This window comes from Arthrobacter sp. B0427-1-12 (genome assembly GCF_059092905.1).
The window spans coordinates 26,923-39,573 of sequence record NZ_JBNHIC010000009.1 but is presented as its reverse complement, the minus strand read 5'-3'; the positions used below and the strand labels follow the sequence as shown (position 1 = coordinate 39,573).

The 12,651-nt window shown below is 65.7% G+C and carries 10 protein-coding genes; 5 read left to right on the top strand and 5 right to left on the bottom strand.

Going from position 1 to position 12,651, the window contains the following annotated elements; all coding sequences use genetic code 11:
* Window positions 1-17: 17 nt before the first annotated feature.
* The 4 genes from trxB to AC5RWU_RS08165 form a co-directional block, all read right to left on the bottom strand.
* Window positions 18-1,034, bottom strand: coding sequence for a thioredoxin-disulfide reductase (trxB, locus tag AC5RWU_RS08180; RefSeq protein WP_494030490.1), 1,017 nt, complete (start codon window positions 1,032-1,034; stop codon window positions 18-20).
* A 155-nt stretch (window positions 1,035-1,189) separates the two neighbouring features.
* A complete protein-coding gene (locus AC5RWU_RS08175) occupies window positions 1,190-2,854 on the bottom strand; it encodes an ABC transporter substrate-binding protein (RefSeq protein ID WP_494030491.1) in 1,665 nt (554 codons plus the stop codon).
* A 129-nt stretch (window positions 2,855-2,983) separates the two neighbouring features.
* Window positions 2,984-4,672, bottom strand: coding sequence for a murein biosynthesis integral membrane protein MurJ (gene murJ, locus AC5RWU_RS08170; RefSeq protein WP_494030492.1), 1,689 nt, complete (start codon window positions 4,670-4,672; stop codon window positions 2,984-2,986).
* A gap of 108 nt (window positions 4,673-4,780) precedes the next feature.
* Entirely contained in the window at window positions 4,781-5,314 is a 534-nt protein-coding gene (locus AC5RWU_RS08165; RefSeq protein ID WP_494030493.1) for an NUDIX hydrolase, read from the bottom strand.
* A 117-nt stretch (window positions 5,315-5,431) separates the two neighbouring features.
* Between AC5RWU_RS08165 and AC5RWU_RS08160 the strand changes: the two genes are divergently transcribed.
* The 5 genes from AC5RWU_RS08160 (at window position 5,432) to AC5RWU_RS08140 (ending at window position 11,377) form a co-directional block, all read left to right on the top strand.
* Window positions 5,432-6,892: a CCA tRNA nucleotidyltransferase gene (locus AC5RWU_RS08160; RefSeq protein WP_494030494.1), complete on the top strand. Its 1,461-nt coding sequence runs from the start codon at window positions 5,432-5,434 to the stop codon at window positions 6,890-6,892.
* On the top strand, window positions 6,889-7,560 hold the full coding sequence (locus tag AC5RWU_RS08155) for a histidine phosphatase family protein (protein WP_494030495.1): 672 nt from the start codon (window positions 6,889-6,891) through the stop codon (window positions 7,558-7,560). Before AC5RWU_RS08160 ends, AC5RWU_RS08155 begins: the two co-directional genes overlap by 4 nt.
* A gap of 521 nt (window positions 7,561-8,081) precedes the next feature.
* Window positions 8,082-8,213 (top strand): hypothetical protein, encoded by a 132-nt coding sequence (locus AC5RWU_RS08150; protein ID WP_494030496.1) that lies wholly within the window; start codon window positions 8,082-8,084, stop codon window positions 8,211-8,213.
* Between the two features lie 179 nt (window positions 8,214-8,392).
* Window positions 8,393-9,619: a D-inositol-3-phosphate glycosyltransferase gene (gene mshA / locus AC5RWU_RS08145; protein WP_494030497.1), complete on the top strand. Its 1,227-nt coding sequence runs from the start codon at window positions 8,393-8,395 to the stop codon at window positions 9,617-9,619.
* Window positions 9,620-9,679: 60 nt separating this feature from the next.
* Window positions 9,680-11,377, top strand: coding sequence for a formate--tetrahydrofolate ligase (locus tag AC5RWU_RS08140; protein WP_494030498.1), 1,698 nt, complete (start codon window positions 9,680-9,682; stop codon window positions 11,375-11,377).
* 28 nt (window positions 11,378-11,405) lie between these two features.
* On the opposite strand, the gene AC5RWU_RS08135 is transcribed toward AC5RWU_RS08140, so the two are convergent.
* A complete protein-coding gene (locus AC5RWU_RS08135) occupies window positions 11,406-12,491 on the bottom strand; it encodes an inositol-3-phosphate synthase (RefSeq protein WP_494030499.1) in 1,086 nt (361 codons plus the stop codon).
* Between the last annotated feature and the right edge of the window lie 160 nt (window positions 12,492-12,651).

Genomic DNA, 12,651 nt, shown 5'->3' with positions numbered 1-12,651 from the left:
CCTTAGTGGCGAGGTGCTTAGACGGTTGCTTCTGCAGCCATCGCGAGGGATTCGGCGTGGCCCAGATCGGCGAGGTAATGTTCTACGTCGATCGCCGCCACGCAACCCGATCCGGATGCGGTGATCGCTTGGCGGTAGGTCGGGTCGATGACATCCCCAGCGGCGAAGACGCCCGGAAGGGAGGTCCGTGAAGAGCGGCCGTCGACGGCGATCGTGCCTTCCGCGGTCAGGGCCAGCTGGTCCTTGACCAGGCTGATACGCGGGTCGTTTCCGATGGCGACGAATACGCCGGATACAGCAAGGGTACTTTCGGAGCTGTCAACGGTGCTGCGCAGCTTCAGGCCCGTGACCTTATCCGTGCCGTCAATGCCGGCAACCTCGGAATTCCAAGCAAAGCTGATCTTGTCATGGTTCACTGCGCGGTCCTGCATGATCTTGGACGCGCGGAGTGTGTCCCGGCGATGCACTACAGTGACGGACCGGGCGAACTTCGTCAGGAAGAGCGCCTCCTCCATCGCCGAGTCACCGCCGCCGATGACAGCGATGTCCTGATCCTTGAAGAAGAATCCATCGCAGGTGGCGCACCAGCTGATGCCTCGTCCCGAAAGGCGCTTCTCATCCTCCAAGCCCAGTTCGCGGTAGGCAGAGCCGGTCGAAATGATCACCGTGCGGGCCAGGAACGTTTGGCCGGTGCCGATCGTGACCTTCTTAATCGGTCCCTCAAGCTCAACGCTGGTGACGTCCTCGAACAGAATTTCCGCACCAAAACGGGAGGCCTGCTTTTCGAACTGTTCCATGAGGTCCGGACCCATGATCCCCTCGGGGAACCCGGGGTAGTTCTCCACATCGGTGGTGTTCATCAGTTCGCCGCCTGCTTCCACGGAGCTGGCAATCAGCAGCGGGTTCAGATTGGCACGGGCGGTGTAGACGGCGGCGGTGTAGCCCGCAGGTCCCGAGCCGACGATGATGACATCGCGGATAGTACCGTCAAGGGTCTCGACGCCCTGAGCAGGCGCTGTGTTTTCGGTGCTCACGTGAACGGTGGACCTCTTCCTTCTCAGATATTGATCGTCGGGCGCCCGAGAATTTCAACGGCGCCCGACATTCGACACAACCAGACTGGAACCAAGCTTATTCCGCGGCGGCCAGCAGCCTGAAGGCAGCGCTTGCCAATGGGCCGCTTGGCGGGTTAGGAAACTTTGACTTCGGCGATCTGCACTCCGAACGGGAACGGCGCACTGGGGGCCGAGGTCCGCGGAAGCCGGGTGAAGTCAATGATGACGTACTTGGCCCTGGCGGCCTCACCGTTGGTTTCGTCGACCGGGATGGTGATCCGCGGGGCCGTGAAGCTGCCCTGTCCTACCTGTGTTGAACCTTCCAGCGTCGGCTGGTCATTCAGCCTCACGGTGAAGCTGCCGCCTGATCCATTCAGCTGGGTTACGTCGACCTGGTTGATGTCCGACTCTTCTTCAAGTTCGACGACGAGGGCCATGTTCTGTGCCAGACCGCCGAAGGCATCTGACGAGTAGAAATAGCTTGCCCAGAAGCTGGCGGGATTTCCGTCCACGACGTTGGACAGATCGGAGTCGGTTTCCGAATTCAGGTTCTGGTTGCCCGGGACCTGGCGGGTGACGTTGACCGGGACGGGCGCGGCGGCCTCCGCCGCCGGCTCGCTGGGCGCCGGTGCGCTTTCCGAGGCCTCCGGGCTCTGCGGCGCCTGTGTAGCGGTTTCATCTGCCGGTCCGGCAACAGGCTGGCGGAACATGCCGCCAAGCTGCGTGACCGCAAGGACGACGAAGACGATCAGCATCGCGCCGATGACCCCGACCAGGAGGAACCGCGCAGGTTTCGGCTTCCGGCGGGTTTCTTCCTCTTCTTCGAAGTACTCATCAAGGCTGCCTCCGGCAGCGACGGCCGAGGAGGGGAAGGTGGACGCAGCCCGCCGCGGCTGGTAGTCCCGGTCCTTCTCATCGCGGTTTCGTCCGGATCCGGCAGCAGCACCGGCAGTGGAGGTTTGGCGGCTGGCCGTTTCGCGGTCACGGTCATCGTTGCTGAAGCCGTAGTCCTCATCCGACCACAGCGACACCTTGGATTTGCCCGATGTCTCTGTCCGCTCTCCTGCCCCGGGTGCGGGGCGCCCTCCAGCTGTGGCGGCAGGACGTTCCACCGGGGCGGTTCCAGGCTGCTTGCCCGCCGCCGGGCGCCGGGGCGGCATTTTGGGCGGCGGCGGTGTGGCACCGGCCCCCGCAGCGGTACCGGCAGCCGCGGCGCCTGCAGCTGCCACACCCGCAGCACCCGCCGCGGCGGCACCTGCGGCACCCGCCGGACCGCCGTCGTCGGGCTTCTGGGCCCGGCCAAGGAAACGCGGCATCCGCGGCTTCGGGAGTTCGGAGAACTGCGGAAGGTTCGAAAGCACCGGCCGGCGGCCTTCCTGTTCCTCGTAATATTCCTCGTCATCCTCGAACGTCTGCGGTTCGCGGGAGCGCGGCTGGCCGAAGATCTCCGAGCCGAGGGTATCCGTGAAGAAGGGTTCGACGTAGGGCTCGTCCTGGGTAATGACCAGATCGAGGAGGTCCGCAGCCTGGGCCTGGTTGGTCACCAGATAGGTCTGTCCGTCGCTGACCCCCAGATCCAGCACCTGCATGGTTCCGGGGCGTTCCCCGGTGGCGATTTCGCGGGCGCTGGTGGCCACCTGGCTGGCGTTGGCGGGCGCGGCCACCAGGATGCTCACGGGGCGGTTGAGAACCTGGTCCCTGCCCTCGAGCACCAGATCATGGTCAGCTGAGTCCAGTACGTGCGCGGTTACCTTGTAGCGGCCGCCCAGTATGGATCCGACGTCGACGGACTGTGGCACGTGCTCCTCCAGACGGAATCAGCGGACTGCCCGGCTTGGGCGGGCAAGGATACTTTGCATTCCATGCTACCTTCCGCCCCGGACAGGATTCCGACTTCCGGCCGCGCCGCGCTGGGCCGCGTCGAAAGATTACGCGCGCCCCAGCTTGGCCATGACCGGCGCCAGGAAATCCTTGAGTTCCCGGACATGGAACACCCGCAGCAGCAGCAGGTACGCCGGTGCCATGACGGTGCCCACTACGGCAATGACGACGGCGGCACTCCAGACTGAGTGCCAGGCAAAGCCTGCGGCGCTGTAGCCGCCCAGCAGCCACAACATCAGCGCGCCGGCGGCGGCCGATCCCGCCGCGGCGAACCCCAGCCGGACATGCACGTCGACGATGCCGCCGGCGTCGTAATGGCCGATCTTCCGCTTGAGATAGTGGTGGCTGACCAGCACCGCCGCCACGTTCCCGAGCGCGAAGGCGACCGCCAGGCCGAAGATGACCAGATGCGGCGGCAGCAGGCTGGCGCCGAGGGCCAGGATGATCCCGAACGCGGACAGCACGCTCTGGATGGCCAGCGGCGTACGGGCGTTCTCGCTGGCATAGAAGACGCGGTTCATCAGGAAGTTGGCGCTCAGGAAGGGTGCGCTGGCGGCCAGGATCACGATCACCTGGCCCAGGATCGCGCCGGCGGCAGCGTCGCCGCCGGAGAAGATCATGCCCAGCGGACCGGCCAGGACAATCAGGGCAGCGGCGGCGAAAACGGTGGCCACGCCGGTGGTGCGCAGGCCGAAGGAGAGCGTGCCGCGGACCCCGGCCAGATCCTTCTGCGTGAAGGCGTGGGACATCCGGTTGAACAGGACCGTGGCCAGGGACAGGGCGATCACCGAGTGCGGCAGCAGGTAGACCAGCTGGGCAGTGTCGAACGTGGCCTGGCCGGCGATGTTCTGCGGGGGTTCCATGGCCAGGTATTCCGGGCGGGCCTCGGTGGCGATGGTGGCGATCTTGCCGTAGACGAGGTAGGCGCCCTGGCCGATCACCATGGTGGCAATGGTCCAGCCGGCGACCTTGCCGGCCTGGCCCAGACCCACACCGCGCCAGCCGAACTTCAGGCTCAGCCCCAGCCCGAGCTTCCGCAGCGGCCACAGCAGCACCAGGGACTGGATGATGATGCCCAGCGTGGTGCCGCCGGCCAGGACCAGCGTGTTCCCGGCGGTCCAGTTGTCCAGCGTGTGCGGACTGGCGACTTCGCGGCCGAACAGCCCGATAAACACCACCAGGCTGATGATGGCCACGATGTTGTTGACCACCGGCGCCCACATATAGGGGCCGAAGGACTCATTCGCGTTCAGGATCTGCCCGATCAGCGCGTACACCCCGTAGAAGAAGATCTGCGGGAAGCACCAGTAGGCGAAAATGGTGGCCAGCTCGATCTGTTCGTCGTTGAAGCTGGTCAGCAGGCGCAGGATCCAGGGTGCGGCGAGGGTAATGAGGACGGTCAGGACGCCCAGGACGATCATGGCCAGGCTCAGCAGCCGGCTGATGTAGTCCGCCCCACGGTCCGGCGCCCGGCTGGCCTTGATGATCTGCGGGACCAGCACGGCATTGAACACACCCCCGGCGACCAGCAGGTAGATGAGGTTGGGCAGTGTGTTGGCGGAGGCGAAAACGTCGGAGACCAGGCCGTCGATACCGATCGCCACGGCGAGCAGGACGTTGCGGACCAGACCGAGCACACGCGAGGCCATGGTGCCGGCGGCCATGATTGCGCTGGACCGGGCGGTGCCGCGGGCAGGGTTGACCGGAGCGGGCTGGGCTGCTTGTTTCTGGGACATCGTGTCCTATCGTCTCACTCGTGCGGGCGCGGAAGTACGACGGCGGCCGGCGGGTTACGCACGCAGGCGGCAGTGCCGTCGTCGTCCTTCATCCGGGGCGGGCGGCACCTATAGGTGTTCGGGGAGGACCTCGCGGGCGAGATCCGCGATGCGGCGCTCGTTCGGGAAGGACAGCCGCTTGCCCAGGCCCTCCAACGGAACCCAGGCGACGTCCACGGCCTCGTGGTCCGGATCGTTCTCGATGGTGAGCTCGCCGCCGGTGGCGCGCAGCAGGAAATGGTGCACGGTTTTGTGCACCCGGTGGCCGGAGACAGTGAACCAGTAGTCAATGCTGCCCAGGGTGGCCAGCACGTCGCCCTTGATGCCGGTCTCCTCGGCGATCTCCCGCACCGCCGCGTCCTCGATCGTCTCGCCGAATTCCGGGTGCCCCTTTGGCAGGCACCATTCCAGCCTGCCGCCGCGGTTGAGGCGGGCAATGATCGCCACGCGCAGTTCGTCATCCGAGGTGTCCACCACGATCCCGCCGGCGGAGACTTCCTCCACCGTCGGCAGCGGGTGGTGTCCGGGGTGCGCCGCGGCACCGGCCATTGACGCCGCCGTCAATGGGGTGCGCTTTGGAGCACTCGGAACTGGATGAGCCATGCACTCCACTCTAACGATCTTTCGAACCGAATATGACCTTGCTTACCCGCGCCGCGAGGCCGCGGCCGCGCCGCGGGTCATGGAGTTTGCCGGAATCTCTGGCACGCTTAAGAGACTATGGTGCACGTTTTTGACAGTTCCACGCTCCCTCCCATCGTCCTCGAACTGGGAGAGCTGTTCGCCGGCGCCGGTCATGAGCTGTCCCTGGTCGGCGGACCTGTCCGTGACCTGTTCCTGGGCCGGGTGTCCCCGGACCTGGATTTCACCACCGACGCGGATCCGGACCAGACCATTTCCGTGATCCGCAGGTGGTGCGACAACTACTGGGAGATCGGCCGTGCGTTCGGTACCATCGGGCTGCGCAAGGGCAGGCACCAGGTGGAGATCACCACCTACCGGGCCGACGCTTATGACCCGGATTCCCGCAAACCGGAGGTGGCCTTCGGCACCTCCCTCGAGGAGGACCTTTTCCGCCGCGACTTCACCATGAACGCCATGGCGCTGCGGCTGCCTTCGCTGGAACTGGTGGATCCGTTTGGCGGAGTGAAGGACCTTCACGCCGGCCAGCTGCGGACCCCCGGCTCCCCGCAGGATTCGTTCTCCGACGATCCGCTGCGCATGATGCGGGCGGCGCGCTTCGCGTCCCAGCTCAAGGTGGATGTGGCGCCGGAGGTGGCCGAGGCGATGAGCGACATGGCGGAGCGGATCAAGATCATCTCCGCCGAGCGGGTGCGGGACGAGCTGGTCAAGCTGATCTGCGGTGTGGCGCCGCGGGCAGGCATCGACATCCTGGTCGACAGCGGCCTGGCGGACTTCGTACTGCCGGAGGTTCCCGCGCTGCGGCTGGAAATCGACGAGCACCACCGGCACAAGGACGTCTACCAGCACTCGCTGACCGTGCTGGAGCAGGCCGCCGGAGCGGAGACGGACGCGGAGGGGCCCGTGCCGGGCCCGGACTTCGTGCTGCGGTTCGCCGCCTTAATGCACGACGTCGGCAAGCCGGCTACTCGCCGCTTCGAACCAAGCGGGGCGGTCAGCTTCCGGCACCACGAGGTGGTGGGGGCGAAGCTGACGGCCAAGCGGATGAAGGCACTGCGGTTCGACAACGACACTATTAAGGCGGTGGCCCGGCTGGTGGAACTGCACATGCGCTTCTATGGCTACGGGGATGCTGGCTGGACGGATTCGGCCGTGCGGCGCTATGTCAACGACGCCGGGCCGCTGCTGGAACGACTGCACCGGCTGACCCGCTCCGACGTCACCACGCGCAACCGGCGGAAGGCGGACCGGCTGGCCTTCGCCTACGACGACCTGGAATCCCGGATCGCGCAGCTGGCGGAGCAGGAGGAGCTGGCGGCCATCCGCCCGGACCTGGACGGGCAGCAGATCATGGCCCTGCTGGGGATCAGGCCGGGGCCGGTGGTGGGCCGGGCCTACAAATACCTGCTGGAGGAGCGAATGGACAACGGGCCGCTGCCGCCGGAGGATGCCGAGCGGAAGCTGCTGGAATGGTGGGCCCGGCAGCCGGAGTCCGCCCAGCCGGAGTCCGCGCCGCAGGTCGCTGAGCGGCAGCCATGACCGGCACCGGGTGCCAGAGCGCCAGGCCCTCCGGCGCGGCCGCACCGGACCGTACCCCGAAGGGCACGCTGCTGCCCAAACTGTGGCTGCTGCGGCACGGTGAAACCGAGTGGTCCAAGGCAGGCAACTACACCGGACTGACCGATCTTCCCCTGACCGCCAACGGCGAACAGCAGGCGCTGGATGCCCGGGAGAAGCTGGCCGGCGTGGATTTCGACCTAGTGCTCTCCTCACCCCTGCACCGCGCCAGGCGGACGGTCGAACTGGTCGGCTTCAGCGACTATGAGGTGGTCCCGCACGCCCATGAGTGGGACTACGGGGACTATGAAGGCCAGAAGAGCGCCGAGATCCGCGAACGGAACCCCGGCTACCTGATCTGGACCAGCGGTGTGCCCAACGGGGAAACCCTTGCCCAGGTCGGTGAACGGGCCGACAGGATCATCGCCAGGGTCCAGGCCGGCTGCGGCACGGCGGCCGACCAGGATCCCGGGGCGGATCCGGTCGAGAATGTGCTGCTGGTGGCCCACGGCCACTTCCTGCGTGTCCTTGCGGCGCGGTGGCTGGAACTCGATCCTGTGGAGGGCCGGCGCTTCGTGCTCGGCACTGCCGCCGTCTGCACGCTCGGCTGGGACAAGCACACTCCCGCGATAGAGCACTGGAGCCTCTGACTTCGCTGGAGAGCCGGGATTGTCTTAGAGGGAAACTCGTGGGGACTGGCGGATAATCCGGCAAGAGCCTAGCCCAGGCCCTTGCGCCTGGGATACCGTAAGGAAGTCAGTAATCACAGTACCGGGACTGGCCCGGCAAGGGAGGTGGGGATTGTGATGATCAACCTGAGCGAAGTCGTTACCGCTGTTGCCATCCACCCGGGATCCCTTGCCCGCACGCCCGTGGCGGCCCTCGCCGCCGCAGTGCAGGCACAGTAACCTTTCCGGCCTCCTGCTGACACTCCGATAGCCGAGGATCTAGGCAGCTGACGGCGGCAGCCCCCGCTTTACCGCGCTCCTGCGCGCACCGTTGAGTGCGCCGGTCGAACCGACTGCACCGCTCTTGAGTCTCCTGGTGCGTCAACTGCCGGTTCGGCCCCTCGGATTCTTGCATCACCCGCAGACCGACGTGATTCGTTTGCCTGTTCCTGCCTTGCGATCCGCTGCAGCCAGAACTCTTGCCTGCCGGGAACGGAGAGGAGGTGACTACATTGATCAAGAAGCTTCGCCAGAGCTTGTCCGTCTGGCAGCGAATATGGGATCTGCGCCTCGATGAGGACGCCATAGACGAAGCAAAGACCAGCGTCTTTGCTTCCTTTCCCATGATCCGCTGAGCGACACCACTACAGGAGGATTGGGTGGACCGCACTCATTCCAGCGGACACCGCGGAGGCCCGTACCGGCGTGCGGGCATCCGCGGTGTCTGCATCGGGTGTGCTTCGGCCCGTCATGCTTGGCGGCTGCCGGACGTTCTCGTATATCGTCAGAGGCGAGGTTCGAGGAAAGGACTCTTGTGCGCCAGGTTCGCCGGGTAGCGATGCTTTCGCTGCACACCTCGCCGCTGGAACAGCCCGGCGCCGGAGACGCAGGCGGCATGAACGTCTATGTCCGTTCCCTGGCCCTGGAACTGGCCACGATGGGCATCAAAGTGGATATCTATACCCGGGCTTCCGCGCCGGGGCAGACCGAAACCGAAACCATGGCGCCCGGCGTCAGGGTCATCCACGTGCCAGCGGGACCGCCGGGCAAGATTCCCAAGGAACAGCTGCCGGCCTTGATGTCCGCGTTCGCGGATGCGCTCAACCGGGTCCGTTCCGTGCTCGCCGAGGAACATTACGATGTCATCCATTCCCACTATTGGGTATCCGGGGCTGCCGGACTGCTGATCGCCGGTGAATGGAAGGTTCCCCTGGTCCACACGATGCATACGATGGCGAAGGTCAAGAACCTGCGCCTGGAGTCCGGCGAACGGCCGGAGCCGGCTCAGCGGATCGATGGCGAGCAGCGCATCGTGGACCGTGCCACCCGGCTGATTGCCAACACGCGCACGGAGGCGGATGAGCTGGTGGAACTCTACGGTGCGCGGCCCGAGGCTATAGATGTAGTGGCACCCGGCGTCGACCTAGACGTATTTACCCCTCGCTCCCGTGAAGAGTCACGGGCATCCTTGGATTTTGAACCTGACGTTTTCCATGTTGTCTTCGCGGGGCGGCTCCAGCGACTGAAGGGGCCGCATATCCTGGTCGAGGCCGCAGCGGAGCTGAGATCACGGCGGCCCGACATTCCATTGCGGGTCAGCATCCTCGGTTCACCCAGCGGAGCCGGGGAGTTTGATATAGGCCGGATCGTGGACGATCTGGACCTGACGGATTTTGTCAGGACCTATTCGCCCGTAGCCGCGGACGAACTTGCCGGCTGGTTCCGGGCCGCCGACGTGGTGGCCATGCCCTCTTTCAGCGAGTCTTTCGGACTGGTGGCACTGGAGGCCCAGGCCTGCGGGACGCCGGTGGTGGCCGCAAACGTCGGAGGTCTGCCGGATGCCGTCAGCGACGGACGGACCGGCGTGCTCATCGACGGCCATGCTCCGCGGCGCTGGTCCGAGGCTTTGGAATCGCTGTACGATGACGCTGAACGCCGCACCGGGATGGGCCGTTCCGCCGCCCTGCATGCCCGTGCCTTTGGCTGGAAGCGCACAGCAGTGCTCACAACCCAGAGCTATCGCCGCGCCGTAACGGACTGAGCTGCTGGTTCCGGCTCCGTTCACCACTGCTGCGGGGACCCTCGCTTGGTACATTGAGCCATGACGTCTGAACACCAGCCGGCAACCAATCTCCAGATCGCGCGCCGGGCCGCCCTCAGGCCGATTACCTGGGTCGCGGATGCCGCCGGAATCCCCGTCGATGCCGTCGAACCCTACGGGCGGTACAAAGCCAAAATCGATCCGGCCCGGCTGACCGTTCCCGGCGCCCCGTCCCGGAAACCCGGGAAAGTGGTGCTGGTCAGTGCCATGACGCCGACACCGGCCGGCGAAGGGAAATCGACAGTGGCCGTGGGGCTGGCGGATTCGCTGGTCCGGGCCGGACACCGGGTGATGATCGCCCTGCGCGAGCCGAGCGTCGGACCGGTGCTGGGCATGAAGGGCGGAGCCACCGGAGGCGGCTACTCGCAGGTGCTGCCGATGGATGAGATCAACCTCCACTTCACCGGAGATTTCCATGCCATCACGTCCGCGAACAACGCCCTGTGCGCCCTGGTCGACAACCACATCTACCAGGGCAATGAGCTGAACATTGATCCCCGGCGCATCACGTTCAAGCGGGCCCTGGACATGAATGACCGCGCACTGCGGGAGATCGTGATCGGGCTTGGCGGAGCGGGCCAGGGCGTACCGCGGCAGGACGGGTTCGACATCACGGCAGCCTCCGAGATCATGGCGGTCTTTTGCCTGGCCACGGATGCCGCGGACCTGAAGCGGCGGCTGGCAAGGATCACTATTGGCTATACCTACGGGCGCCGTCCCGTCACCGTCGGTGATCTCCATGCCCAGGGTCCGCTGACCATGCTCCTGCATGATGCGATCAAACCGAACCTGGTGCAGACCATCGCCGGGACGCCGGCGCTGGTGCACGGCGGTCCGTTCGCCAACATCGCCCACGGCTGCAACTCGCTCATTGCCACCCAGACGGCCCGCCGCCTGGCCGACATCGTCGTCACCGAAGCAGGCTTCGGCGCGGACCTGGGCGCGGAAAAGTTCATGGACATCAAGGCGAGGCATGCCGGATTCGCGCCTGCCGCCGTCGTGGTTGTGGCGACCATCCGGGCACTGAAGATGCACGGGGGCGTGCCCCTGGACCGGCTGGCGGAGCCGAATTCCCAAGCGCTGGAACTGGGCACTGCCAATCTGGAACGGCATCTGGAGAATGTGGCGAAGTTCGGGGTCACGCCGGTGGTGGCGGTGAACAAATTCGCCACCGACACCGACGAGGAACTCCGGTGGCTGCTGGCCTGGTGCGCCGAGCATGGCTGTGCGTCGGCCGTAACGGATGTCTGGGAGCACGGCGGCGGCGGAGCCGGCGGTGACGAACTGGCAGCCAGGGTGGCCGAAGCGATCGCCACGCCGCAGGCCTTCCACCCGCTCTACGGGCTGGAACTGTCAGTGGAGGAAAAGATCCACACGATCGCCACGGAAATCTACCGGGCGGATGACGTCGAATTCTCGCCGGCGGCCCGGCGCCGGCTGGAGGAAATCGAGGCGAACGGCTGGCAGGATCTGCCTGTCTGCATGGCGAAGACCCAGTATTCCTTCTCCGACCACCCCGACCGGCTGGGCGCCCCGAGCGGCTTCACCCTTGCGGTGCGCGAGCTGATTCCCAAGACCGGCGCGGGCTTCATTGTGGCGCTCACCGGCGCGGTCATGACCATGCCCGGACTGCCCAAGGTGCCTGCCGCCCTGCACATGGATGTGGACGACGGCGGCGTCCCGGTCGGTCTGGCATAGACCTGCCGGGACGCCGCCGTCGGATGTCCTAGCGCTCCACCTCGCCGCGGATGAACTGCTCCACCTTCGCCTTGGCGATGTCGTCGTTGTACTGCTCCGGCGGGGACTTCATGAAGTAGCTGGAGGCAGACAGGATCGGCCCGCCGATGCCCCGGTCCAGGGCAATCTTGGCGGCGCGGATGGCATCGATGATGACGCCGGCCGAGTTCGGCGAATCCCAGACCTCAAGCTTGTATTCCAGGCTGACCGGGGCGTCGCCGAAGTTACGGCCTTCGAGCCGGACGAAGGCCCACTTCCGGTCGTCGAGCCAGGCGACATAGTCGCTGGGGCCGATGTGGACGTCGCGCTCGGTCAGGTCCGCTTCGACGTTGGACGTCACGGCCTGGGTCTTGGACACCTTCTTGGATTCCAGGCGGTCCCGCTCCAGCATGTTCTTGAAGTCCATGTTGCCGCCGACGTTCAGCTGGTAGGTGCGGTCCACTGTCACGCCGCGGTCTTCGAACAGCTTTGCCAGCACGCGGTGGGTGATGGTCGCGCCGATCTGGCTCTTGATATCGTCGCCGACGATCGGAACACCGGCGGCCGTGAACTTGTCCGCCCATTCCTTAGTGCCGGCGATGAAGACCGGCAGGGCGTTGACGAAGGCCACGCCGGCGTCGATGGCGCACTGCGCGTAAAACTTGGCGGCTTTTTCGGAGCCGACCGGAAGATAGCAGACCAGGACATCGGCCTTGGTGTCGCGCAGAGCTGCGACGATGTCCACCGGCTCATCATCCGATTCGACGATCGTCTCGCGGTAGTACTTGCCCAGGCCGTCGAGGGTGTGACCGCGCTGGACCTTGACGCCGGATGCGGGAACCTCGGCGATCTTGATGGTGTTGTTCTCGCTGGCACCGATCGCGTCGGCCAGGTCCAGGCCAACCTTCTTGCTGTCGACATCGAAGGCGGCAACGAACTGGACATCGCCGACGTGGTACTTACCGAAGCTGACATGCATCAGTCCCGGGATGGTTGCGGAGGGATCCGCGTCCCGGTAGTAATGGACGCCCTGCACCAGCGACGCTGCGCAGTTGCCCACGCCGACAATTGCCACCCGAATAGGGTTTTCTGACACCCGAACTCCTTAGAAATTGCATAACGTCCGCCGGCCAGCGGGGGCGGAGGCGCCTAAACGTCCACCCGATTCTACCGAATGTGTGCTATTACCGGCGCATTACACTCAGGACCGGCATAATTCCGCCGCAGGCGAACCAGGACGGCCTGACTTCCGGGCG

Coding starts and splice junctions, on each gene's coding strand:
- murJ (WP_494030492.1), bottom strand. CDS start 4,672: ATGTCCCAGAAACAAGCAGCCCAGCCCGCTCCGGTCAACCCTGCCCGC.
- AC5RWU_RS08140 (WP_494030498.1), top strand. CDS start 9,680: ATGACGTCTGAACACCAGCCGGCAACCAATCTCCAGATCGCGCGCCGG.
- AC5RWU_RS08160 (WP_494030494.1), top strand. CDS start 5,432: ATGGTGCACGTTTTTGACAGTTCCACGCTCCCTCCCATCGTCCTCGAA.
- AC5RWU_RS08165 (WP_494030493.1), bottom strand. CDS start 5,314: ATGGCTCATCCAGTTCCGAGTGCTCCAAAGCGCACCCCATTGACGGCG.
- AC5RWU_RS08155 (WP_494030495.1), top strand. CDS start 6,889: ATGACCGGCACCGGGTGCCAGAGCGCCAGGCCCTCCGGCGCGGCCGCA.